At 61.5% G+C, this 25,150-nt stretch carries 18 protein-coding genes; 8 read left to right on the forward strand and 10 right to left on the reverse strand.

Annotated features, from left to right (window positions below; all coding sequences use genetic code 11):
• The first annotated feature begins 560 nt into the window (after positions 1–560).
• The 3 genes from hydA to preA all read left to right on the forward strand — a co-directional run bounded on the left by hydA (position 561) and on the right by preA (position 4,789).
• The gene (gene hydA, locus BFQ03_RS19085; RefSeq protein WP_065943648.1) at positions 561–2,000 is read left to right on the forward strand and encodes a dihydropyrimidinase; all 1,440 of its coding nucleotides are present in this window, start codon (positions 561–563) and stop codon (positions 1,998–2,000) included.
• Between the two features lie 146 nt (positions 2,001–2,146).
• A complete protein-coding gene (locus BFQ03_RS19090) occupies positions 2,147–3,514 on the forward strand; it encodes an NAD(P)-dependent oxidoreductase (RefSeq protein WP_032860289.1) in 1,368 nt (455 codons plus the stop codon).
• On the forward strand, positions 3,515–4,789 hold the full coding sequence (preA, locus tag BFQ03_RS19095; RefSeq protein ID WP_032860290.1) for an NAD-dependent dihydropyrimidine dehydrogenase subunit PreA: 1,275 nt from the start codon (positions 3,515–3,517) through the stop codon (positions 4,787–4,789).
• Between the two features lie 104 nt (positions 4,790–4,893).
• Here the strand turns inward: preA and BFQ03_RS19100 are convergent, their stop codons facing one another.
• On the reverse strand, positions 4,894–5,514 hold the full coding sequence (locus BFQ03_RS19100; protein WP_029298440.1) for a TetR/AcrR family transcriptional regulator: 621 nt from the start codon (positions 5,512–5,514) through the stop codon (positions 4,894–4,896).
• 115 nt (positions 5,515–5,629) lie between these two features.
• On the opposite strand from BFQ03_RS19100, the gene copC reads away from it, so the two are divergent.
• Positions 5,630–5,995 carry a copper homeostasis periplasmic binding protein CopC gene (gene copC / locus BFQ03_RS19105; protein WP_032860291.1) on the forward strand — a complete coding sequence of 122 codons (366 nt, stop codon included), beginning with the start codon at positions 5,630–5,632 and terminating at the stop codon, positions 5,993–5,995.
• Positions 5,996–5,998: 3 nt separating this feature from the next.
• On the forward strand, positions 5,999–6,847 hold the full coding sequence (gene copD / locus BFQ03_RS19110; protein WP_032860292.1) for a copper homeostasis membrane protein CopD: 849 nt from the start codon (positions 5,999–6,001) through the stop codon (positions 6,845–6,847).
• Positions 6,848–6,958: 111 nt separating this feature from the next.
• Here the strand turns inward: copD and BFQ03_RS19115 are convergent, their stop codons facing one another.
• The 3 genes from BFQ03_RS19115 to BFQ03_RS19125 all read right to left on the reverse strand — a co-directional run bounded on the left by BFQ03_RS19115 (position 6,959) and on the right by BFQ03_RS19125 (position 11,387).
• On the reverse strand, positions 6,959–8,110 hold the full coding sequence (locus BFQ03_RS19115; protein ID WP_032860293.1) for an HlyD family secretion protein: 1,152 nt from the start codon (positions 8,108–8,110) through the stop codon (positions 6,959–6,961).
• Positions 8,107–9,768: an MFS transporter gene (locus BFQ03_RS19120; RefSeq protein ID WP_032860294.1), complete on the reverse strand. Its 1,662-nt coding sequence runs from the start codon at positions 9,766–9,768 to the stop codon at positions 8,107–8,109. The genes BFQ03_RS19115 and BFQ03_RS19120 overlap by 4 nt, the downstream gene beginning before the upstream one ends.
• 140 nt (positions 9,769–9,908) lie before the next feature.
• Positions 9,909–11,387, reverse strand: coding sequence for a DASS family sodium-coupled anion symporter (locus BFQ03_RS19125; RefSeq protein WP_065943647.1), 1,479 nt, complete (start codon positions 11,385–11,387; stop codon positions 9,909–9,911).
• Between the two features lie 266 nt (positions 11,388–11,653).
• Here BFQ03_RS19125 and BFQ03_RS19130 point away from each other — a divergent pair, with 266 nt between their 5' ends.
• On the forward strand, positions 11,654–13,804 hold the full coding sequence (locus BFQ03_RS19130) for a TonB-dependent siderophore receptor (RefSeq protein ID WP_065943646.1): 2,151 nt from the start codon (positions 11,654–11,656) through the stop codon (positions 13,802–13,804).
• Here BFQ03_RS19130 and BFQ03_RS19135 read toward each other — a convergent pair whose 3' ends face one another.
• The 3 genes from BFQ03_RS19135 to BFQ03_RS19150 form a co-directional block, all read right to left on the reverse strand.
• On the reverse strand, positions 13,805–14,242 hold the full coding sequence (locus BFQ03_RS19135) for a carboxymuconolactone decarboxylase family protein (protein WP_032860298.1): 438 nt from the start codon (positions 14,240–14,242) through the stop codon (positions 13,805–13,807).
• Positions 14,243–14,346: 104 nt separating this feature from the next.
• Positions 14,347–15,789 (reverse strand): mechanosensitive ion channel family protein, encoded by a 1,443-nt coding sequence (locus BFQ03_RS19140; protein ID WP_065943645.1) that lies wholly within the window; start codon positions 15,787–15,789, stop codon positions 14,347–14,349.
• Positions 15,790–16,502: 713 nt separating this feature from the next.
• Positions 16,503–17,369: a pirin family protein gene (locus BFQ03_RS19150; protein ID WP_065943734.1), complete on the reverse strand. Its 867-nt coding sequence runs from the start codon at positions 17,367–17,369 to the stop codon at positions 16,503–16,505.
• A 337-nt stretch (positions 17,370–17,706) separates the two neighbouring features.
• Here BFQ03_RS19150 and BFQ03_RS19155 point away from each other — a divergent pair, with 337 nt between their 5' ends.
• Complete coding sequence (locus BFQ03_RS19155; protein WP_065943735.1) at positions 17,707–18,819, forward strand: efflux RND transporter periplasmic adaptor subunit; 1,113 nt, start codon at positions 17,707–17,709, stop codon at positions 18,817–18,819.
• 2 nt (positions 18,820–18,821) lie between these two features.
• The gene (locus BFQ03_RS19160) at positions 18,822–21,896 is read left to right on the forward strand and encodes an efflux RND transporter permease subunit (RefSeq protein ID WP_065943856.1); all 3,075 of its coding nucleotides are present in this window, start codon (positions 18,822–18,824) and stop codon (positions 21,894–21,896) included.
• A gap of 57 nt (positions 21,897–21,953) precedes the next feature.
• Here BFQ03_RS19160 and BFQ03_RS19165 read toward each other — a convergent pair whose 3' ends face one another.
• The 3 genes from BFQ03_RS19165 to BFQ03_RS19175 form a co-directional block, all read right to left on the reverse strand.
• Positions 21,954–23,189 carry a M20/M25/M40 family metallo-hydrolase gene (locus BFQ03_RS19165; RefSeq protein ID WP_065943736.1) on the reverse strand — a complete coding sequence of 412 codons (1,236 nt, stop codon included), beginning with the start codon at positions 23,187–23,189 and terminating at the stop codon, positions 21,954–21,956.
• Between the two features lie 70 nt (positions 23,190–23,259).
• Positions 23,260–24,318, reverse strand: coding sequence for a diguanylate cyclase (locus BFQ03_RS19170; protein ID WP_065943737.1), 1,059 nt, complete (start codon positions 24,316–24,318; stop codon positions 23,260–23,262).
• A gap of 117 nt (positions 24,319–24,435) precedes the next feature.
• A complete protein-coding gene (locus BFQ03_RS19175; RefSeq protein ID WP_032863670.1) occupies positions 24,436–25,071 on the reverse strand; it encodes a LysE family translocator in 636 nt (211 codons plus the stop codon).
• Between the last annotated feature and the right edge of the window lie 79 nt (positions 25,072–25,150).

The following is a 25,150-nucleotide window of genomic DNA, read 5'->3' on the forward strand; positions in this document are numbered from 1 at the left end:
CCGGCGCTCAACGCTGGATGGCCGTAGTCCCGCATGAACATGACATCACGGACCCGGCCAACCGGCAGCGCACTCAATTACCGTGCCGCAAGCCATCGCCCCATCCGTACCGCTTATATAACTGGCTGATGTTTATCAGCTTTATTGTCTTAACCGAAAAGTCCCACGCCACTTGCAACGTTACTCAGGCCAAATAACGCAGAAGTTGTCCGAACAATCAGGACTCAATCTGGTGCAACACAATTATTTTTATTGCTGCCCGCCGTCAAGAGGCAACTCTCAAGCGTCTGATTTGCAATAGGAAATGTTGCTCATATTACGAACCTGTCAAGTGCGTCAAAATGGTGAGAGGGCGCTACATTTTGGTGAATTTAAGTTTTTATTCTTAGATATCAATAACTTAATACAGATATATGCTTATAAAAAATAATCTTGATCATTCGAAAAACTCGGGCTAGCTTCTATTCCTGTCACCACTGACAAGAATAAACCTTGCACAGTGTGCAGCACTACAACACTTAGAACTGGCATAAGCCGGTCAAGCCTCTGAGGAACTCGGCATGTCTCTGTTGATCCGTGGCGCCACCGTTGTTACCCATGATGAAAGTTATAAAGCCGATGTCTTGTGCGCAGACGGTCTAATCCGCGCCATTGGCACTGATCTGGATATTCCCGCCGGCACCGAGATACTCGATGGCAATGGCCAGTACCTGATGCCCGGCGGTATCGATCCCCATACCCATATGCAACTGCCCTTCATGGGCACCGTGGCCAGCGAAGACTTTTTCAGCGGCACGGCAGCGGGCCTGGCAGGCGGAACCACATCGATCATCGACTTCGTGATTCCCAACCCGCAGCAGTCGTTGATGGAAGCCTTCCACCAGTGGCGCGGCTGGGCCGAGAAGTCGGCGGCCGACTACGGGTTTCATGTGGCGATTACCTGGTGGAGCGAACAGGTCCGCGAGGAAATGGCCGAGCTGGTGACCCATCACGGCATCAACAGCTTCAAGCACTTCATGGCCTACAAGAACGCGATCATGGCCGCTGACGACACCCTGGTCGCCAGCTTCGAGCGCTGCCTGGAACTGGGCGCGGTGCCCACCGTGCACGCAGAGAACGGCGAGTTGGTGTATCACCTGCAACGCAAGCTGCTGGCCCAGGGCATCACCGGGCCCGAGGCCCATCCACTGTCCCGCCCCTCGCAAGTGGAAGGCGAAGCCGCCAGCCGCGCGATCCGCATTGCCGAAACCATCGGCACGCCGCTGTACCTGGTACACGTTTCAACCCAGGAAGCCCTCGACGAAATCACCTACGCCCGCGCCAAGGGCCAGGCGGTCTATGGCGAAGTCCTGGCCGGGCACCTGCTGCTGGACGACAGCGTCTACCAACACCCCGACTGGCAGACCGCCGCAGGCTACGTGATGAGCCCGCCCTTCCGCCCGCGCGGGCATCAAGAGGCACTCTGGCGTGGCCTGCAATCAGGCAACTTGCACACCACCGCCACCGATCACTGCTGCTTCTGCGCCGAACAAAAGGCTGCCGGGCGTGACGACTTCAGCAAGATCCCCAATGGCACCGCCGGCATCGAAGACCGCATGGCGTTGCTGTGGGACGAAGGGGTCAACACCGGGCGCCTGTCGATGCAGGAGTTTGTTGCACTGACCTCCACCAACACCGCGAAGATCTTCAACCTCTACCCACGCAAGGGCGCGATCCGGGTCGGTGCCGATGCCGACCTGGTGTTGTGGGATCCCCAGGGCACACGGACCATTTCGGCCAAGACCCACCATCAGCAGGTGGACTTCAACATCTTCGAAGGCAAGACCGTGCGCGGCGTGCCCAGCCACACCATCAGCCAGGGCAAGCTGGTGTGGGTCGACGGCGATTTGCGCGCCGAGCGCGGTGCCGGGCGCTATGTCGAGCGGCCGGCGTATCCGGCGGTGTTCGAGCAGTTGCGCAAGCGCGCGGAGCGTTCCAAGCCCGCCGCGGTGAAACGCTGACATCGCCGATCGCAGGCAAGCCAGCTCCCACACTTGATCGGGTTCACACAGTTCAAATGTGGGAGCGGGCTTGCCCGCGATGAGGCCAGTGCAAACCACAAAAAACCAATGCCCGCCAGAGGCAAAAAAACCGTGAGGCCATTACCGTGATCCAGACCCTGAACCACCTCCCCCACCCCGACGAAGACGGGGCGACCCTCGCCAGCCACTTCACCGACCTGGCACCGCCCCTCAATGCCCGGCAAGCCCACCTGGAAGCCTCGCGCTGCCTGTATTGCTACGACGCACCGTGCGTCAACGCGTGCCCCAGCGAAATAGATATCCCATCGTTCATCCGCAATATCCACACCGACAACGTGCAGGGCGCGGCGCAGAAGATTCTCTCGGCCAACATCCTCGGCGGCAGTTGTGCCAGGGTCTGCCCGACCGAGATCCTCTGCCAGCAGGCCTGTGTGCGCAACAACAGCGAAGAATGCGCCCCGGTGCTGATTGGCCTGTTGCAGCGCTACGCCATCGACAACGCGCACTTTGATCAACACCCGTTCCAGCGCGCCGCGTCGACCGGCAAGCGCATCGCCGTGGTCGGTGCCGGGCCTGCGGGCTTGTCCTGCGCCCATCGCAGCGCCTTGCATGGGCATGACGTGGTGATTTTCGAAGCCCGTGAAAAGGCCGGTGGCCTCAATGAGTACGGGATCGCCAAATACAAACTGGTGGATGACTTCGCCCAGAAGGAGCTGGATTTCCTGCTGCAAATCGGCGGGATCGAAATCCGTCACGGCCAGCGCCTGGGCGATAACCTGAGCCTGAGCGACCTGCACCAGCACTTCGACGCGGTCTTCCTCGGCCTCGGCCTGGCCGCCAGCAAGCACCTGGGCCTGCCCCACGAGGATGCGCCCGGCCTGCTCGCCGCCACCGACTACATCCGCGAACTGCGCCAGGCCGACGATCTCAGCCAACTGCCCCTGGCCGACCGCTGCATCGTGCTCGGTGCCGGCAACACCGCCATCGACATGGCCGTGCAAATGGCCCGCCTGGGCGCGCGCGATGTCAACCTGGTGTACCGCCGTGGCTTTGCCGACATGGGCGCCACCGGCCATGAACAGGACATCGCCAAGGCCAATCAGGTACGCCTGCTGACCTGGGCCCAACCCGAAGCAGTGCTACTCGATGACCAAGGCCAGGTGCGCGGCATGCGTTTTGCTCGCACACGCCTGGAAAACGGCCGCCTGCAAGCCACCGGCGACACCTTCGAACTGGCAGCAGATGCGATCTTCAAGGCCATCGGCCAAGGCTTCGACGACCACGCCCTGCACGACCCACTGGCCCAGCAGTTGCAACGCCAGGGCGAACGGATCTTTGTCGATGCACAACTGCAAACCAGCATCCCCGGGGTGTATGCCGGTGGCGACTGCGTCAGCCTCGGGCAGGACCTCACCGTCCAGGCCGTACAACACGGCAAGCTGGCTGCCGAAGCCATGCACGCTCAACTCATGCTCAATGTGGAGGCTGCGTAAATGGCCGATCTATCGATTGTGTTCGCCGGTATCAAAGCCCCCAATCCATTCTGGCTGGCCTCCGCGCCACCCACCGACAAGGCCTACAACGTGGTCCGAGCCTTTGAAGCCGGCTGGGGCGGCGTGGTCTGGAAAACCCTCGGCGAGGACCCGGCGGCGGTCAACGTCTCGTCCCGTTATTCGGCGCACTTTGGCGCCAACCGTGAAGTCTTGGGCATCAACAATATCGAGCTGATCACCGACCGTTCCCTGGAGATCAACCTGCGGGAAATCACCCAGGTGAAAAAGGACTGGCCGGACCGCGCCCTGATCGTGTCGCTGATGGTGCCGTGCGTCGAAGAATCATGGAAAAACATCCTGCCGCTGGTGGAAGCCACCGGTTGCGATGGTATCGAGCTGAACTTCGGCTGCCCCCATGGCATGCCGGAACGAGGCATGGGGGCGGCGGTGGGCCAGGTGCCGGAATATGTGGAACAGGTCACACGCTGGTGCAAGACCTATTGCTCGCTGCCGGTGATCGTCAAGCTCACGCCCAATATCACCGATATCCGCGTGGCGGCCCGGGCGGCCTATCGCGGCGGTGCCGATGCGGTGTCGCTGATCAACACCATCAACTCCATCACCAGTGTCGACCTGGAGCGCATGGTCGCCCTGCCGGTGGTCGGCACCCAGAGCACCCATGGCGGTTACTGTGGTTCAGCAGTCAAGCCAATCGCCTTGAACATGGTCGCTGAAATTGCCCGCGATCCCCAGACACAGGGCCTGCCGATCTGCGGGATTGGCGGCATCGGCAACTGGCGCGACGCGGCAGAATTCGTTGCCCTGGGTTGCGGTGCCGTGCAGGTGTGTACGGCGGCGATGCTGCATGGTTTTAGGATTGTCGAGGAAATGAAGGATGGCTTGTCGCGGTGGATGGACAGCCAGGGCTACAGCAGCTTGCAGGATTTTTCCGGGCGCGCGGTGGGCAACACCACAGACTGGAAATACCTGGACATCAACTACCAGGTCATCGCCAAGATCGACCAAGCGGCGTGCATCGGTTGCGGACGCTGCCATATTGCCTGCGAGGACACTTCGCACCAGGCAATTGCCAGTTTGAAACAGGCCGATGGCACGCATAAATATGAAGTGATCGATGATGAATGCGTGGGCTGCAACCTGTGCCAGATCACCTGCCCGGTGGCGGACTGCATCGAAATGGTGCCGATGGACACGGGCAAGCCGTTTTTGAACTGGACCCAGGATCCGCGAAATCCTTACCGGGAGGCGGTGTAAACCTTTAGACCGCTATCGCCGGTAAGCCGGCTCCTACATTTGGAATGCATTCCCCTGTAGGAGCTGGCTTGCCAGCGATGAGGCCATCAATCTCACCACACAGGTCAAGGCTCCAACCCGATCCCCCGCAAAATCACACTGGTCACCGTCTGCACCGCCCGCTCGAATTGCATATCCGACAGCGCCTGATGGTCATTGAGGATCATCACCTGATGGTCAAAATCGGCATAGTGCTGGGTCGAAGCCCAGATCATGTACAGCAGGCTCGACGGCTCCACCGCCAGGATGCGTTTGTCTTCCACCCACTGGCGGATTTTCGCTTCCTTCATCTTGGCCCAGTCATACAGGCTCGCGTCCAGCGCTTCGCCAAGGGTTGGTGCGCCGTGGATGATTTCGTTGGCCCAGACTTTCGAACCATAGGGACGGCTGCGCGAATGCTGCATCTTCGCCCGAATGTAACTGCTGAGCACCACGCGCGGATCATCGAACATCTCGAAGCACAACGCATCCTGCTTCCACACCTCCAGCAGGTCGAACAACACCGCGCTGTATAGCTCGCTCTTGGTGCTGAAGTAGTAATGCAGGTTGGAGCGTGGCAGTTGCGCCTGTTCGGCGATGTCAGCCATGGCGGTGCTGCCATAGCCTTTTTCAGCGAAAACCTTTTCTGCCGCCAGCAGAATCTTTTCGACGTTGACCCGACGAATACCGATCTTGTGATTGCCCATGGGGGCTCCCTGACCACGACATGTCCCGAAGACTACCATCCGCTCTAGATCGGGGCGACAGCCTGAGCTGAAACTTCGTACACTGCCCGTCCTGTTCATTGATTGGGATTGCACAATGTTGATCAAAAACACCCTGACAATCGCCGCCCTGCTGGCCTCTCTGCTCGGCGCCCAGGCAGCCCTGGCCCACGCCCACCTGAAAAGCGCCACGCCGGCCGCCAACAGTACCGTCGCCGCGCCCGCCGACCTGCGCCTGGTGTTCTCCGAAGGCGTCGAAGCCACGTTCACCAAGGTTTCCCTGAGCAAGGACGGCACCGAAGTCGCGGTCAAGGGCCTGGAAACCCCAGACGCCGACAAGAAAACCCTGGTTGTGACCCCAGCCGCACCGCTGGCCGCCGGCACCTATAAAGTGGAGTGGCACGCGATCTCCGTCGATACCCACAAGAGCGCAGGCAGCTACAGCTTCAAGGTCGGCCAGTAACCCATGGCAACCCTGCTGGTGCTGTGTCGTTTCCTGCACTTTATGGTGGTTTTGCTGATGTTCGGGGCCTGTGCCTTCAGGCCCTGGTTATTGGGCGCAAGCCCCAGGCCGGCCCTGGACCGGCAACTGTCCCGCATCACTAGGCTACTGGCCTGGCTGGCCCTGGGCTCTGGCGTGAGCTGGCTGCTGTTGATCAGTGCCAGCATGGCCGGCAGTGAACTGGCGACGCTGGATCTGGCGACGGTGCAGTTGGTGCTGGGCAAGACCTTCTTCGGCCAGGTCTGGAGCGTCCACCTGCTGCTCAATGGGTTGCTGGTCCTGAGCCTGTTGACACCCTGGAATCACCTGCGCCTGCCTCTCAGCGCGCTGCTACTTGCAACCCTGGCCCCAGTGGGGCACGGCGCCATGCTCAGTGGCCTCAGCGGGCAATTGCTGATCCTCAACCAGATCGTGCACCTGCTTTGCGTCGGTGCCTGGCTCGGTGGTTTGTTGCTCTTGGTGTTGATCCTGCGGCACGCGGCGCTGTACCCGCTGGAGACAATCCTTCGGCGCTTCAGCGGTGTCGGTTACGTGTTGGTGGCCGGCCTGCTGATCAGCGGGCTGATCAACATCCGCGTACTCACCGGAGAATTATGGCCGACCCCACTGTTCAGTGGGTTTGCCTTGATCCTGCTGATCAAGGTGCTGCTGGTCGCGGGGATGTTGGGGTTGGCGTTGCTGAACCGGCTGCGGATCAAGGATTGCCAGCAGCGAGTGGGCCCATTGCAGGCCAGTGTGAAGCTCGAATGGTTGCTGGGCGTGGCCGCGGTGGCGGCGGTGTCCCTGCTGGGCACCCTGCCCCCGATGCTGTAGGAGCGAGCTTGCTCGCGAAAGTCGTCAACGATAACGCGGGTTGCCTGGGTAACCGCGTTGTCGTTAAGTTTTTCGCGAGCAAGCTCGCTCCTACAAGGGGTGCGTTGAATATCAGGGCGGGCTGTTTTTCAGGCGGCCCGCCGTGTCGATACTGACCACCACCGACAACCCCGGTCGCAGGCGCTCGCTCTGTTCCTGATCCGGGTCCACCGTAATCCGCACCGGCACCCGCTGTGCGATCTTGACGAAGTTGCCGGTGGCGTTGTCCGCCTGCAACAGGCTGAACTCGGCGCCCGTGGCCGGCGAGATGCGCTGGACCGTGCCATGAAACTTGCGGTGGTTCAGGGCATCGACGGTAAACGTCACCGGTTGGCCCACCTGCACGTGATCCATCTGGGTTTCTTTCATATTGGCGATCACCCACAGTTGGTTCGGCACCAGCGCCATCAACTGCGCACCGGAGTTGACGTAGGCGCCCAGGCGCACGCCGATCTGCCCCAATTGACCATCCCGTGGCGCCAGCACGCGGGTGTTGGACAGGTCAATGCGCGCCAGCTCCACGGCCGCATCAGCGCTGGCAACAGCAGCTTCCAGTGAGCCGCGATTGACAATCACCGTCTGCAAATCCTGGCGAGCGATTTCCAGGCTGGCCTGGGCCTGGGCCACGGCTGCAATCGTCTGCGCGTTGGCCGCGCGGGTCACGTCCAACTCACGGCGCGACACCGAGCCATCGCTGATCAGTTCTTCATTGCGCCGCAAGTCGGCGGTGCTTTTGCGCGCCTGGGCCTGGCTGTCGGCCAAGGCGGCCTGGCGTAGCTTGATGGTCGCCTCGGCGCTATTACGCTGCTGCACCACGTTGGCCAGGGACGCCTGCTGCACCGCCAGTTGCGCCAGGGCCTGGTCCAGGCGCTGCTTGTAGATGCGATCATCGAGGCGCACCAGCAAATCCCCGGTCTTGACGTGCTGGAAGTCCTGCACCGGCACTTCGAATACATAACCACTCAGTTGCGGGCCGATGATCGTCACCTGGCCACGCACCAGGGCGTTTTCCGTGGTTTCTACCGCGCTGCTGAACGGTGGCAGTTGCCAGGCGTACAACACGATCAACACGCCAACGATAGCAATCGCGGCAAAGCCCAGGGACGAGATGATGCGCACACCCAACGAGCGCGGTTCGGTGACCGTGGCACCGGGTGGCGTGGTGCCTTCCGGGGTGGAAGCAATGGCGTTGGTGGTCGTGGTGGTAGCCGTAGGTTCGGTCATGAAGGAAGTGCGCCGCTAGGTTGAACGGAAGGCGCTGCACTGGCGGCAGCTTTCTGGGTGGTGCTCATCAGCCACAGGCTGCGGGTAAAGATCCACAACATGGTCAGGATCGCGATGATCGCGATCAGCATGAACACGTCGTTATAGGCCATCACATTGGCTTCGCGGGTGGCCGCCGTGGCCAGGCTGCGGATGCCCATCAGGTTGCGCAGTTCAGGGTCGGCAATCACCGAGCCATAGGCCGAGCCGCCGCTCTGCACGCGGGCGGCCACGCGCGGATCCAGCAGCGTCAGGTGTTCGACAATCATGCTGGAGTGAAACTTCTCGCGCACGATCTGGAACGTGCCGAGCAACGCTGCCCCCAGCAGCCCGCCAAGGTTCTGGCAAATACCGAACAGCACCGAAAAACTCACCAGGTTGCGCGGATTGGTCAGCACATTGCGCATGCCCAGCACCATGGTCGGCCCGAGGAAAAACGTGCCGCCAAACCCCAGCAGGAACTGACTCAAGTACATGTTCTGCGGCCGGGTCAGGTTGCTGGAAAAGCTGTCCATCACGGAGCCTGTGGCCATCAGGGCCAGGGAAATCACCAGCGGCATCAGCAAGTGGGCCGGGTTGATGGTCAAGGCGCTGATCACCAGGCCGCTGATCGCTCCCAGCAGCATCACCAGGTACAAGGTGCGCATCTGCTCGCTGCTCATGTTCAGCGCCTGCAAGAAGCCCACTGCGCCGGTGGACTGTTCGGACAGCACCATACGGATCAGGATCACCGCCAGGGCCAGGCGAATCATCACCCCGCCGCCCAGCCAACGGGTCATCAGCAACGGGTTGGCGCGGTTATGTTCGATGGCCAATCCGGCCATGATCAGCACCAGCGAACAGGCCGAGGCGACCCCGATCCACGGCGCTTCCAGCCACCAGTCGATGCGCCCCAGTGACAGCACCGCGCAGAGCAACGCCACGCCCGAGGCGAGCAGGCCGAAGGTCAGGAAGTCGAGCTTTTCAAAGGTTTTGAAACGGTCGCCCGGCGGCAACTTGAGCATGAATACGCAGCCCAGGCAGGTCAGTGCCATGCCCAATTCAAACAGATACAGGCCACGCCATTCGGCAATTTGCAGCAAGTCTTCGGAGAACAGCCGCGCCAGCGGCAAGGCCAGTTGCGCCGTGCCCAGGCCCAGCACCAGGGCCTTGAGCCGCCACTTCGCGGGGAACGCCTGCACCATGTAGTACAAGCCCAGGGAACTGAGCGCCGCACCGACCATGCCGTGGGCGGCCCGCACGGCAATCGCCGAGCTGAGGTCGTTGACGAACAAGTGGCCAAAGGTCACCAGCGCATACAGCACCAGGAACACTTCGGTAAACGCGCGCAAGCCGAACTGTTGGCGAAACTTCACCAGCAGCAGGTTCATCGAAACGTTGGTCATCACATAGGCCGCAGGCAGCCAGGCCATTTCAGCGGTGGTCGCGCCCAACGCGCCTTGCAGATACGGCAGGTTGGCGATCACCAGCGCATTACCCAGGCCGCCGGTGATCGCCACCAGTATGCCGACCAGGGCAAAGGCCCAGCGTTTGAGCGTAGGGTGATGGGGTGTCGACGGCGACCCCGGCAAGCTCGGGCGCTCGTGGGGTTGCCAGGTGTGCGGGGTGTATTTATCCATTGCCTGACCTTGATGACCGACGCACAAGGCCGGTAAAACCATGACTCAGAGCGTAGTAGACCTGAGCTAAGTTCATCTTGTCATGTCGAAAGCACAATCCTTGTGTAGGAGCCGGCAAGCCGGCTCCTACACAAGGATCATCAGATCCAGCCCAGCCAGCTCCAGTAGGTGGCTGCAAAGACCAGCATCAGCAGGTAACCGATCAAGGTCACCAGCAGGCCCACCTTGGCAAACTGGCGGGCGGTAAAGGTGCCGGTGCCCAGGCACACCATGTTCTGCGGCGCGTTGATTGGCAGGATAAAGCCATAGCTGACCACAAACCCCAGCAGCATGGTCATGCCCAACCGGCTGAAATCCCCCGGCAGGGTTTGCAGTACGGCAATCAGGATCGGCAGCAAGGCCGAGGTCAGCGCAGTGGCGCTGGCAAAGCCCAGGTGGATCACGATCAGGAACGCACCAAGGATCGCAAACACCCCCAGCGGGCCCAGTTGATCCAGGCCGGTATGCCCCACCACCTGCGCGCCCAGCCATTGCCCGGCCTGGGTGGTCAGCAGGGCCGTGCCAAGGCTGATGCCCACCCCGAACACAATCACCGTGCCCCACGGAATGCGCGACTGCACATCCTTCCAGGTCATCACCCCGATCCCCGGCATCAGCAGGAGCACCAGGCCGGCATACGTGGTGGAGGTGGTGTCGAAGCTGTGCAGGCGCCCTTCAGTGGCCCAGGCCAGCAACAGCAGGATCGAGACCGTCAGCAAACGCTTCTGCGGGCCGGTCATCGGGCCGATATCGGCCAAAGATTGCGCAACGGCTTCCTTGCCGCCCGGGATGCTATTGCTTTCCGGTGGCAGCAACTTGAGCACCAGAAACAGCAGCACCGCCGACATGATCACGGCCCACGGCGCCCCGGCGATCAGCCAGTCGATCCATGACACACGCTGGCCGAGCATTTTGTCCATAAAACCCACGGTCAACAGGTTCTGCGCGGCGGCGGTCTGGATCCCGACGTTCCAGATGCTGGTGCCCTGGGCGACGACAATCATGATCCCGGCGGCGATATTGGAGCGTTTATCCACGCCAAACGCGGCAATCACCCCCATCATGATCGGCACCACACAGGCGCTGCGCGCGGTGGCGCTGGGCACCACCAGGCTGAGCAGGATAGTCACTGCAATCGCCCCCAGCAGAATCCCGCGGGTGCTGGTACCGACCCGAGTCAGGGTCACCAGAGCGATACGCCGGTCCAGGCCGGTGTGGGTCATGGCGGCGGCAATAAACAACGCACCGGCCACCAGGGCCAGGGCCGGGTTGGCAAACCCGGTGAGCGCCATGCTGATGGCCGGGCTGGAACCGATCAGGTGCGTCGGGTCCTGCAATGACGGTGCGGTGCCCAGCAGAAAAGCCATCAGCGAAGTGATCATGATCGCACTGGCTTCATAGGACACCGCTTCGGTGATCCACACCACCACCGCAAACGCGAGGATCGCCAGCATCCGGTGGCCGGCTACCGGTAAATCAGCCGGCAGCGGCAATAGCAAGACGCCGACCATCACCAGCACGGCAATGACCAGGCCCATGGGCAATTTGAAGGAAACAGCGGGTGTTGCGGGGGCGTTCATGGGGAACTCCGTGAGCCATGACAATCAGGCGTGCAGCATGAGGCAAAGCGTCACGGCGGGTTTTGACAGGTATCAAGGCACGGCCGATAAATCAAGGAGCGAGCTTATCTGCGGGCGGCGGTCCGACGAAAATCCCACAGGCACCTCGGGTTACTTTTTAGCGCTGCGTTATCGTTAACGATGTTCTCGGCCAAGGCGAGTGCTTGTAAAGGCGCGCACTTATGCCTAGCTTATGCGCCCCCGCCCGCGCTTTAAGGCCTTGCCCCATGGTTTTGCGTTTTCGTCCCGTCGTCACCTCACGTTTCGCCCTCGGCCTGTTGCTCAGCGGCGGCATCGGCAACAGCCTGGCGGCTGAGCTGGAACTGCCGGCGCTGAAGATCCTGGGCCAGGATGAGTCCGGTTATCGCAGTGAAAGCGCATCGGTCGGCGGCTTCGAAGACGCGCCGCTGCTCGACACCCCGGCTTCGATTACCGTGATCAACGCCGCGCTGATCAAGGACCAGCAAGCCCGCCTGCTCAGCGAAGTGCTGCGCAACGACGCCTCGGTGGGTGAAAGCTACGCGCCGATCGGCTACTACGAAAATTTCGTGGTGCGGGGGTTTTCCCTGAATGCCGCCAGCAGCTACAAGATCAACGGGCGCACCATCACCGGCGAGCAGAACGTGGCCCTGGAAAACAAGCAACGGGTGGAATTGCTCAAGGGCCTGGCGGGCCTGCAAAGCGGGATCTCCGAGCCCAGCGGCGTGATCAACTACGTGACCAAGCGCCCGGAAGACGTGCGCTCGGTCACCGTGTCCACCGATGATCGCGGCAGCGGCTATATCGCCACCGATGTCGGCGGCTGGTTTGGCAGCGAGCAGCAGTTCGGCCTGCGCGCCAACGTCGCCCATGAAGACCTCAACTCCTATGTCGAACATGCCAATGGCCAGCGCGATTTCCTGTCCCTGGCGTTCGACTGGAACATCAGCCCCGACGCTGTGCTGCAACTGGATGCCGAATACCAGGACAAGCAACAGCGCTCGGTGCCCGGTTACCAGTTGCTCGGCGGCACCGAAGTGCCCCATGACGCATCACCGAAAAAACTGCTCGGCCACCAGAGTGGTTCCAAGCAGGTGGGCATCGACTCGCTGAACCTCAACGGCAAGTTCGAATACCGCTTCAGTGACCAGTGGAAAGGCAATATCAGCGCAGCGCGTAGCAAGGTGGTGATTGATGATTACAGCTCGTTTGCCTGGGGGTGCTACTACGTCGGCACGTGCAACGCGAACACTTTCAGCCCTGAGGGTGACTACGACGTCTACGACTATCGCAGCCCCGACGACACCCGGCGCAATGATGAAATTCAGGCGGCTATGACCGGCCTGTTCACAACCGCAGGCATAGGCCATGAGCTGACCTTCGGCACCAGCGCCTTTCGCCGGGTGATCGACAAGCGCAAGTCGGTCAACGAATACATCGGCAGTGGCAATATCAATGCGGACACACCGACGTTCAAGCCCACCGACGTGCCGCTCAATGACCGGCATCGCAACCTCGACAGCCGCCAATACGCACTGTTCGTCACCGACCGGATCCGCTTCAACGAACAGTGGCAAACCGTTCTCGGCGGTCGCGAAGTACGCCTGGATGAAAAAGCCTTCGATCAATATGGGGCCCAGGAGCGGCACACCCAACAATATGTGTTCCTACCCCAGGCGTCATTAATCTACAAACCAATAGAAAACATCTCGCTGTACACCAGCTACAGCAAGGGCCTTTCCCTGGGGGGAACCGCTCCCTGGTTCGCGAAAAACCCTGATGTAACTCTCGCACCGACCGTCTCGCGCCAACTCGAAGCCGGGGTCAAATACGACTGGCGCCGCATCAGCTTCGCCGCCGCCGTGTTCCAGACCCGCCAGGCTTATCAATACGCCAAGCCCGATAGCGCCGGTGACTTCACCTATGTGCAGCAAGGCCAGCAGAAAAACACCGGCCTGGAACTGTCGGCCAACGGCTGGGCCACCGAGCGCCTGCAGATCGCTACCAGCGTGGCAGCCATTCGCGCGCGGGTGAACGGCAGCGGTACGCCGCAATACGAAGATCACCAGACGATCAACGTGCCCAAGCTGCGCGCCAGCGTGTACGCCGACTATGCCCTACCGTGGGTCAACGGCCTCGCCGTTCTCGGTGGCGTGCAATACAGCGCCAGCAAGAACGCCAATCGCACCGGCAATGTGGAGGTCGGGGATTATGCGGTGGTCAATATCGGCAGCCGCTACAGCACCAAGGTCGACGGCTACGAAACAGTGTTTCGCCTGAGCGTCGACAACCTGTTCGACAAGCGCTACTGGCGCGACGCGGGCGAGTATATGGGCGATGACTACCTATTCCAGGGCGCGCCGTTGACGGCGCGCTTGAGTGCATCAGTGAATTTCTGATTACTTGGGCATCTTGCGAAAGCCCACCGCCAGGCGGTTCCAGCTGTTGATGGTGGCGATGGCCACGCTCAGGTCCACCTGCTCAGCCGGGCTGAACTCGGCATTGAGCAACGCATAATCTTCATCCGAAGCGTGGGTCTGGCTGATCAGGGTCAGGCTTTCGGCCCAGGCCAGGGCGGCACGTTCGCGCGGGGTGAAAAATGGCGTTTCGCGCCAGGCCGACACGGTGTACAGACGACGCTCAGTCTCGCCGCCCTTGCGTGCATCGGCGGTGTGCATATCCAGGCAGAACGCGCAGCCGTTGATCTGCGACACGCGCAGGCGTACCAGTTCCAGCAGGGGCAGTTCGATGGACAGTTTACCGACGGCCGCTTCCAGGGCGAGCATGGCTTTCATCGCGTCTGGGGAAGCGGTGTAGAAATCGATACGGGCAGACATGGTGTAACTCCAGGACAGTGGGGATTGGTGCCTAGCTTAATCACCCCACTGCGGCGGACAAATAGCCAATCCGGGCGAAGAACAGGTAGCCAATGCCAGACCGTTCAGACCCGGTTGCGCAGCCAATGCAAGAAGCCCTTTTTCACCGGCACGATCGGCGCGTCCTGGGTCAGGTGCTGAGCGGCGTGCAGGCGGAAATCCAGGAGGTTCTGCATGGCTTCACTGATATCGTGGCGCGCGTCCAGGCACGGCTTGAGGTATTCCTTTTCGATGCGGTAGAGGGTGCAATAGGTCTTGGCCACAAAATCCGCCGGTACGCCCTGCTCACCGAGGATCCCGGCCTCGCCGATCACTTCCCCCGGCCCCATGCGCCCGGCTTCGAACGTGTGCCCGGCCTTGGCCAGCATCACCGAAACCACCCCGGACTCGATGATGAACAGGTGATCGCTGGCCTCCCCTGCCGGCAGGATCATGTCGCCTGCACGGAAGGTTTGCGCCGTCATGTTCTGACTGAAGGTTTCCTTCTCTTCCTGGCGCAGGGTGGAGAAGATATTTGAGCTTTCCAGCAATGCCCGCGCTGGCGACGTGGTCGGCGAGGTCGGGCTTTCGGCACTCGATAGCAAACTCACGCCAGCCGCCTGCAAATGCCGGTAGGCCAGGTCGTAAAGCTGGTTGCGCACCTCGCGTTTGAGGCCCATGGCCGGCACAAAGCCGCTGATTTCATACTCCACGCCACCGCCAGTGGACGTCTTGAAAGCCACGCTCGGCGCCGGTTTGGCCAGCAATTGCCGGCAACCTTGCATGGCGCGCTCCAGGGCTTCGAGCACCGTTTGCGGGCGCGCATGCGGGCTGACTTGCAGGCTCACTGCCAGGCCGAACATGTCCGCCGGGCGCGAAAAGTTGATGATCTTGGCCTTGGCCGCCAGCGAATTGGGGATGACCGCCATGCTGCCCTGGGAGGTTTGCAGGCGCGTGGCGCGCCAGTCGATGTCGGTGACCCGGCCTTCGGTGCCGTCGATGGAAATCCAGTCATCGAGTTGATAGGGCTTGGTGGTGTTGAGCACGATCCCGGAAAACACATCGCTCAAGGTACTTTGCAGCGCCAGGCCGACGATGATCGCCACCGCGCCGGAAGTCGCCAGCACGCCCTTGACCGGCAGGTCCAGCACGTAAGCCATGGCGGCGATGATCGCGATCAGGAAAATCACCGCGCCCATCAGGTCTTGCAGCAACCGTCCGGTGTGGCCGACTCGCTGCATCATCAACGCACCGAGCAACACCGTCAGGGTGCGGGCGGCAAACAACCACCAGCCAATCTGCAAGGCGGTGGCGGCCATGTGCAAGGGGGTGTTGTCGGCATAAGGCGCGATTTGCATCGGGTTCATGCCGTCGTTGAACAGCACCGCGCTGTAGGTGGCAAAGATCACCAGGCGGGCGACCAGTTTCCAATTGCCGGAGCTGGCAGAAAACAGACGCCAGACGACGATATCGATAAGGATCAGCGCCAGGGCGCACAACATCGGGTGATCGGAGATAAAAGGCAGCATCCAGGCGACTCCAGGGCGAATGCCGTGAAGATCGCACGAAACGGGATTGACGGGTATAGGGCCTGACAAACGAAACGCAAACCCTGTGGGTCCAGATACAGGGGATCGGCGGTGTGCCCGAGTTTTGGCATCGACAGAAATCAAGTGTGGGAGCTGTCGAGCCCCGGCGAGGCTGCGATGACGGTGGATCAGGCAATACTTCTCTAGCGCCTGTGCCGCCGCCATCGCAGCCTCGCTAAAGCTCGACAGCTCCCACAGGGATGGGTGGCAGGTCCGGGATTTTGGCCGCGACATGGATCAAATGTGGGAGCTGTCGAGCCCTGGCGAGGCTGCGATGGCGGTGGATCAGGCAATACATCTCTAGCGCCTGTACCGCCGCCATCGCAGCCTCGCTAAAGCTCGACAGCTCCCACAGGGATGGGTGGCAGGTCCGGGATTTTGGCCGCAACATGGATCATGTGTGGGAGCTGTCGAGCCCTGGCGAGGCTGCGATGGCGGTGGATCAGGCAATACATCTCTAGCGCCTGTACCGCCGCCATCGCAGCCTCGCTAAAGCTCGACAGCTCCCACAGGGATGGGTGGCAGGTCCGGGATTTTGGTCGCGACATGGATCAAGTGTGGGAGCTGTCGAGCCCCGGCGAGGCTGCGATAGCGGTGGATCAGGCAATACTTCTCTAGCGCCTGTGCCGCCGCCATCGCAGCCTCACTCAGTATCAGCCGTGCATCTGGCCGAACTGGCCGGACTGGAAGTCGGCGAAGGCCTGATGAATCTCTTGCTCGGTGTTCATCACGAACGGGCCGTGACCGACAATGGGCTCGTCGATGGGCTCACCGCTGAGCAGCAAGACCATGGCGTCGTTGTTCGACTCCAGGCTGATCTGCTCACCCTCGCGCTCGAACAACACCAGTTGCCCTTCGCGCGCCAGTTCCTTGCCATTGACTTGCACGGTGCCTTTGAGCACCACCAGCGCGGTATTGCGCCCGGCGTGCAGGTCCAGGGTCACGGCCTTGCCGCCGTTGAGGCGCAGGTCCCACACGTCAATCGGCGTGAAGGTGCGGGCCGGGCCTTTCTCGCCGGCGAACTCACCGGCAATCAGGCGCAGGCTGCCGGCGCCATCGGCCAGGGGCAGCGACGGAATATCACCGTCGAGGATGGTCTGGTAGCCGGCGTCGCTCATTTTGTCCTTGGCCGGCAGGTTGACCCACAACTGCACCATTTCCAGGGCGCCGCCACTTTTGGCGAACGCTTCGGAATGGAACTCCTCGTGCAGGATCCCCTTGGCAGCCGTCATCCACTGCACGTCACCTGGGCCGATTTTGCCGCCGGCACCAGTGGAATCGTGGTGCTCGACTTCGCCCTTGTAGACGATGGTCACAGTTTCAAAGCCGCGATGCGGATGCTGGCCCACGCCACGCCGTTGAGTGGTGGGGGTGAAATCCGCCGGGCCAGCGTGGTCCAGCAGCAGGAACGGGCTGATATGTTTGCCCATAGTGTCGTAGGAAAACAGCGTGCGAACCGGAAAACCGTCGCCTACCCAGTGGCTACGCGGGCTGGTGTAGATACCAATGATGTTTTTCATGATGATCCTCCAAAGTGAATACACCTTAAATCCAATACCAATAAGGCGGTAGGCGGCGAATATGGCTCGCATCGTTCCATATATGGGACGATCCAATGACAGCGGCGCAAAACGAAAAGCAGGAAGCATGGGCGTAGACCTTCAGGACTGATCTCAAAAGAGAATCATCATCTGCACCCGTTTAACTTGGACAAAGTGTGACAACCACCACCCCGCGTATCCCGTAGTCACTGTCGAGCTTGAAAATGAAGGGCTGGATTTAATTATATTTCGGTCATAATATACGACTTAATATTACGACCGTAATTTTTTAATAGTCCAGCAGCAGGAGCCTGAAATGAGCCCACGTCCTCCCCTTCGCAGCCTTTTCCCGCCCCTGGCGCTGTTGATCCTCCTCAGCGGCTGCAACAGCCCGGCCGATACCGCCGCCCACACACCTGCGCCGCGCCCGGTGCTGGCTGCCAAAGTTGAAACCGCCGCCAGTCAGCAGAGTGCCTATACCGGCGTGGTGGCAGCCCGTACCGAAAGCGACCTGGGTTTTAGGGTCAGCGGCAAGGTGATCGAGCGTAAGGTCGATCCCGGCCAACATGTGTCCCGTGGCGACACCTTGCTGGTACTGGATATCGGCGACTTCGAACTGGCGCTACGTTCGGCGAAAAACCGCGTCAACGCCGCCCAGGCGCAACTGCGCCAGCGCCGTGATGACGCAAGCCGCTACCAACGCCTGGCCAGCACTGGCGCAGTGTCGCGGCAGATTTTCGACCAGTCGGCGACCAACCTGCGGGTCGCCGAAGCCGAACTGGCCGCCGCCCAGTCAGACGCCAGCCAGATCGAAAACCGCCGCACCTACTCCGTGCTCAGGGCCGATAACGACGGTGTGGTCACCGATGTGCGCGTCGAGCGCGGGCAAGTGGTGGCCGAAGGGCAGATTGTCGCGCGCCTGGCCCACGACGGTGCGCGGGAAGCAATCATCAACCTGCCGGAAAACCAGCGCGAGCAGGCCTCGCACAAAGCCCTGGCCCTGCCCTTCGACGCGCCCGACCAGGCCGTCACGGCGACCTTGCGCGAACTGTCCGCGAGTGCCGATCCCGTCACCCGCACCTATCGTGCACGCTACGTGCTGCACGGCACCTTTGATCGCTTTGCGCTCGGCTCCACCATTACCCTGCGCTTGCAAGGCAGCGGCTCGTTGCCACAGACCCGCGTGCCGATCGGCGCCCTGCACGACACGGGTAGCGGCACTGGCGTATGGCTAATCGGCGATGACGACAAGGTCAGCTTTGCCCCAGTGGTCGTGGCCTACCTGGGCCAGGAAGACGCCGTACTCAGCAGTGGCGTCAGCCCCGGCCAGATCATCGTCGCCCTCGGCGCCCACTTGTTGCACAACGGTGACAGCATAAGGCTGCTGCCCGCCCAGGCGCTGGCACTCAGCCGTCGGCAGGGCCAATGATCATGCGCGGTATCAACCTCTCTGAACTGGCGGTCAAGCACCGCGCCGTGACGTTATTCCTGATCCTCGCCATCCTGGCGGCGGGGATTTTCTCCTTCGGCAAACTGGGACGCGCCGAAGACCCGCTGTTCACGGTCAAGGTCATGACCATCACCGCCGCCTGGCCCGGCGCCACGGCCCAGGAGATGCAGGAACAGGTGGCCGACCGCCTGGAAAAGCGCCTGCAGGAACTGGACTACTACGACCGCGTCGAAACCATCGCCCAACCGGGTTTTGTATCAATGCGCATGACCTTCCTCGAATCCACGCGCCCCAACGAAATCCAGGACCTGTTCTACCAGACCCGCAAAAAACTCAGCGATGAGGCCGCCAAACTGCCTAAGGGCGTGATCGGGCCGTTCTTCAACGATGAATATTCCGATGTGTACTTCGCCCTGTACGCCCTCGAAGCCGAACACCTGCCCCATCGCCAGCAGGTGCAAATGGCCGAAGCACTGCGCCAGGAATTTCTCAATCTGGCGGGGGTAAAAAAGGTCAACATCCTTGGCGAACAGGCCCAGCGGGTGTTTGTCGAGTTCTCCTATGAGCGCCTGGCCACCCTGGGCATCAAGCCCGAGCAGATCTTCGCCGCCCTCGCTGCGCAGAACGCCGTGGCCCCGTCGGGATTTGTCGAAACCGCTGGCGCCCGCGCCTATATCCGTATCGACGGGGCCTTCGACAGCCTGGCGCAGATCGAAAACGTGCCGCTGCCAGTGGATGGCAAAGTGCTGCGTATCGCCGATGTCGCCACCGTCAGCCGCGGCTACGAAGACCCGCCCAGCTACCGCATCCGCCACCAGGGCGACCCGGCGCTGATGCTGGGCATCATCATGGAAAAACACTGGAACGGCCTGGACCTGGACAAGAGTCTCAAGGCCCTGGAAGCCAAAATCCAGGCTGACCTGCCGTTAGGTATCAACTTCACAAAAGTCGCCGACCAGGCGAAAAATATCGGCCTGGCGGTCAACGAGTTCATGCTCAAGTTCTTTGTCGCCCTGGCCGTGGTGATGATCATCAGCCTGTTGGCCCTGGGCTTTCGGGTCGGGCTGGTGGTGGCGGCAGCGGTGCCGCTGACGCTCTCGATTGTGTTTGTCATCATGCTGTTGACCGGGCGCGAATTCGACCGCATCACCCTCGGCGCGCTGATCATTTCCCTGGGCCTGCTGGTGGACGACGCGATCATCGCCATCGAGATGATGGTGGTCAAACTCGAAGAAGGCTTCGACCGCATCCACGCCGCCACGTTTGCCTGGAGTTCCACCGCCGCGCCAATGCTGACCGGCACGCTGGTGACGATCATTGGCTTTCTGCCGGTGGGCTTTGCCCGCTCCGGTGCTGGCGAGTATGCCGGCAATATCTTCTGGATCGTCGGCTTTGCCCTGATTGCGTCCTGGTTGGTCGCCGTGGTGTTTACCCCGTACCTGGGGGTCAAGCTGCTGCCCGACATCAAGCCGGTGCCCGGCGGCCACGATGGGATTTATGCCGGGCCCTGGTACCAGAAACTGCGCAACCTGGTGCAAACCTGCGTACGCCGTCGCTGGCTGGTGACCGGGCTGGTGGTGACCGCCTTTGTGGTGAGCGGGCTGGGCATGGGCCTGGTGAAAAAACAGTTCTTCCCCAACTCCGACCGTTCCGAACTGATCCTGGAGGTGTATATGCCGCCAGGCAGTGCCTTCAAAAGCACCGAAGCGGTGGCTGCGCAGTTGGAAAAGGCGCTGCTGCAAGAGCCGCAAACCACGATGGTCGACACCTACGTGGGCGGCGGTGCGCCACGCTTTTTCCTGTCGTTGAACCCCGAACTGCCGGACCCGGCCTTCGCCAAACTGATCGTACAAACCCCCGACGCCCATGCGCGGGACGCCTTGAAGCTGCGCATGCGTGAACGCATCGCCGCCGGCGAATTCCCGGCGGCGCGGGTGCGGGTCACGCAACTGCTGTTCGGCCCGCCCGTACCGTTCCCGGTGGTGTTTCGCGTGTCCGGCCCGGACCTGAACGTGCTGCGCAGTGTGTCCGAAGACGTACGCCAAGTAGTCGCCGCCAACCGACTGACCAAGGACGCCTTCCTCGACTGGGGCGAGCGCAGCAGCGGTTATCGCCTGGTGCTGGACCAGGATCGCCTGCGCCTGCTGGGCTTCACCCCCAACGAGGTGAAATCCCAACTCAACGCCCTGCTCAGCGGCAACCCCATCACCGAAGTGCGCGAAGGCAACCGCACCGTGTCCGTGGTGGCCCGCGCCCAGGGCAACCAGCGCGAAGACCTCGGCAACCTCGACAACATGACCCTGACCAACAGCGCCGGCGTATCGGTGCCCTTGGCCCAGGTCGGGCATTTCCAGGCGGTGATGGAAGAGCCGATTCTCAAGCGGCGTAACCGCGCGAGTACCGTCGAAGTGCGCGCCGACATCATCGACGGCGTGCAACCGCCCGATGTGGAAATGGCCGTCTACAAAGACCTGCAACCGCTGATCGCAGGCTTGCCGGCCGGCTATCGCATCGACATCGGCGGCCCGGTGGAAGAAAGCGCCAAGGCCAATGTCGCCCTGGCCGCGCTGTTCCCGATCATGATCCTGCTGACCCTCACGGTGATCATGTTCCAGGTGCGCTCGTTCGGCGTGATGTTCATGGTCTTCGCCACCGCCCCGCTGGGGTTGATCGGCGCGGTGCCGACCCTGCTGCTGTTCAACCAGCCGTTTGGCTTCAATGCCATTTTGGGGCTGATCGGGATTGGCGGGATCCTGATGCGCAACACCCTGATCTTTACCGACCAGATCCGCCAGAACCAGGCGCATGGCATGGCGACCGGCGAGGCGATTGTCGAAGCCACCGTGCGCCGTGCCCGGCCGGTGATCTTGACCGCGCTGGCGGCGGCGTTGGCGTTTATTCCGCTGACCTTGTCGGTGTTCTGGTCGTCGCTGGCGTATGTGCTGATTGGCGGGGTGCTGGTGGGGACGTTATTGACGCTGCTGTTTTTGCCGGCGTTGTGCAGCCTGGTGTTGGGGCGGGACAAGGTGCAGGCGGCAATCCCCCAGACACCATAAACCCCAATGTGGGAGCGGGCTTGCTCGCTCCCACACAAACCCATTCCTACAGGTAGATCAGCGCTTGGCCAGCTCCATAATCATCCGGCTCAACAGATAAATCCGCGGTGCCACGCTCTCCACCTCGGCATATTCCTGCGCTGTATGGATATTGCCACCGACAATCCCGAACCCGTCCAGCGTCGGGGTGCCAACACCTGCGGACAAGCTGGCGTCCGCCGCCCCACCGCTGCCTTCAATGGTCAGCTTGCGGCCCAGTTCTGCATAGATACCCTGGGCGATAGCCACCAATTTATCGGACTCAGGTGTCTGCGGCATCGGTGGCAAACCCCGTTTCAGACTGGTCGTGACCTGCGTGTCGGGGATCAGCTTGTTGGCGGAAACCCGCGCCAGATCTTTCTCGATCCGATCAAACTCTTCCGGCAACGCTGCCCGCACATCCGCCTTGGCCGTGGCTTGATCGGGGATAACGTTAGTGCGGTCGCCAGCCTTGAGCACGGTGAAGTTGATCGTGGTCTTTTTCTCTTCATCCCCCAGTTTGCCCAGTTGCAGGATCTGGTGGGCCGCCTCCATCGCCGCATTACGCCCCAACTCCGGGGCCACGCCAGCATGAGCGGCCTTGCCTTTGACCTCGACCACCGCCGTGGCGCTGCCTTTGCGCCAGACCACCAGGCCATCGGCCGGGCGACCGGGCTCCAGGTTCAGGGTGACGTCATGGCCCTTGGCGGTTTTGCGGATCAGTTCGGAGGCGGCCTCAGAACCGGTTTCTTCACTGGCATCGAGCAGGAAGGTGATGTGCGCGTAGTCCGTGAAATTCTGGTTTTTCAGCACTTTCAAGGCATAGATTCCGGCGACGATCCCGCCCTTGTCATCCATCACCCCGGGGCCATAGGCGCGGCCGTCCTTGATATGAAACGGCCGCTCGGCCGCCGAGCCTTCCTTGAACACCGTATCCATGTGCGCCATCAGCAGGATTCTGGCCTTGCCCGTACCTTTGAGGGTGGCGATCACATGACTGTTATTGGCCGCTGCATCCGGCACCAGTTCAATGCTGAAACCCAATTGTTTCAACTCATCGACGGCAATGTCGCGCACCTGGGTCAGGCCGGGCTCGTAGCCAGAGCCCGAGTCGATATTCACCAGACGCTCCAGCAACTTCAAGGCCGGCGCCTTGTACTGCTCGGCATCGGCCTGGATCTGCTGGTGAGGTTCGGCGCTGAAGGCCGGCATGGCGATGCCCAGGGAAAGCGCCAAGGCGGCGGACAGCATCGTGCGGTGGAGGTTGAAAGTCATGAACGGATCCTTGTTTTTTATTGGAGGGGGAATCTCATACCCTACCTGACAAGCATCGCTTTATTCATCCTCAAACCGACCTGACCCAACTCCCCTGCACCGACCTCACCCGGTTGCGCCCACTGCTCTTGGCCTCATACAACGCCTGATCCGCATCACTGAGCCAACTGGTCGCATCGCCGTGGGACGGTTGATACGGCGCCAGGCCGATGCTCAGGCTGGCGCGCAGGGTCGGGTCCTGGGCATAACCCAGGGAGCTGAAGCGATCGCGCAAGGCATCCATCACCTCCGTGGCGCGGCCCAGGGGCATGTCCGGCAGGATCACGCAGAACTCATCGCCGCCATAACGCCCCGCCAGGTCGGTGGCGCGCAGGTTCTGGCGCAGGACTTTGCTCAATTGGCGCAACACGATATCGCCGGTGACATGACCGTAGGTGTCGTTGATGATCTTGAAATGGTCGATATCGATCAACGCAATCGCGGCGCCTTGCTGGCCGCCGCGGCAGCGCTGGAATTCGAGCTCCAGATGGTCTTTCCAGGCGCCGTGGTTGAGCAGCCCGGACAGGCTGTCGGTGCGGCTCAGGGCCAGTAGTTCGCGCTTGTGCCGGGCCAGGGTGATGGCCTGGCGATAGCAGATCCAGCCCAGCGCCAACGGATAGAGCATCAGGATCGGCAAGCAGGCGTAGAGTTGGGTCGAGGTGGTCAGGGCGATATAGGCCGGGGCGAATATCAGCATCGCCACACCAACGCCCAACGCCTGGGCCACCCAGCCCAGCAGCATAAACCGCGGCCCGCCGATGGCGACGTTGTTCATGGTCATCATCGACAGTGTGGTGACACTGGGCAGCGGGTTGAAGTGCATGGCACCGACCCAGAAACCGCCACAAAACGAGTCAAACAATAAATTGCGGCGTTCAGTGCGCAGGGAGTTTGCGGCACGGCGTGAGCATTGGTAGGCCACGTGCGGCCAGACGAAAGCGTTGATCAACATCCACGCCCAGACCCATTTTGGCGGGTCCAGTGGGTACATACCGGCGACCACACACACAAACCCGAGCGTCAGCCCCAGGGCCCGCGATTTGTACAGGCGTTTGGCGAGCGGAAGTCCTTTCCCTCCTGCGGCTGGCATGATCTGGCTGATCCTGGATGAATGCTGGAAGTCTATCAGGGCAACGGCAAATAGCCACTACCGCTCAGAGGCTTATCCCGCGTGCAGGCCGCAGTGCCAACGACTTGGCGCCATTTCCTACTGGGAGAACCCACGCGCCAGCAGCATCGCCACGGCCAGCAGCAGCACTGCCGTGACCTTCTGCAACAGCACACGCTTGCGCGGCGACTCCAGCACATGCTTGATCCGTTGGCCGAAATAGCAATACAGGCAGCCACTGGCGAACTGCAGGATCAGGAATGTCAGGCCAAGGATGGCAATGTCGCCCACGGCGCTGTCCTGGCCCACGGCGGCAAATTGCGGGAACACCGCGCTGAACAAAATAATGGCCTTGGGGTTGGACAACCCGGTCAGCAGGCCCTTGCCGAACAGGCCACGGCGCGTCTGCGGTGCTTGCCCGGCAGTGCTGATCTGCACGCCGCTGCTGGTCCACTGCTTGTAGGCCAGGTAGAGGATGTAGGCCACGCCCACCAGTTGGATGCCTTGGGTAATCAGCGGGTAGCCCCTGATCAACTCGGAAAAACCCACGGCAAAGATCAGGATCGAAATCAGGTACGACACGCTGGCGCCAAACTGCGCCGGCAGCGAATGGCGCAAGCCGTCCTTCAGGCCAAGGCTCAATAGCAGCAAGGTCATGGGCCCGGGGCTGAAGGCCAACGTGCTGCACAGCAGCAGGAAGTACAGGAAGGATGACAGCGTCAGGGCGGTGACCATGGTGGGTAATTTCACGACAGGGGGGAATGTTGTGCAGTCTAGGGCGCGGACTCGACGGCGGGCAGGTAAACTCTGCGGT

Origin of the sequence: Pseudomonas sp. 25 R 14 (assembly GCF_900004755.1) — a bacterium.
Lineage (GTDB): Bacteria > Pseudomonadota > Gammaproteobacteria > Pseudomonadales > Pseudomonadaceae > Aquipseudomonas > Aquipseudomonas brenneri.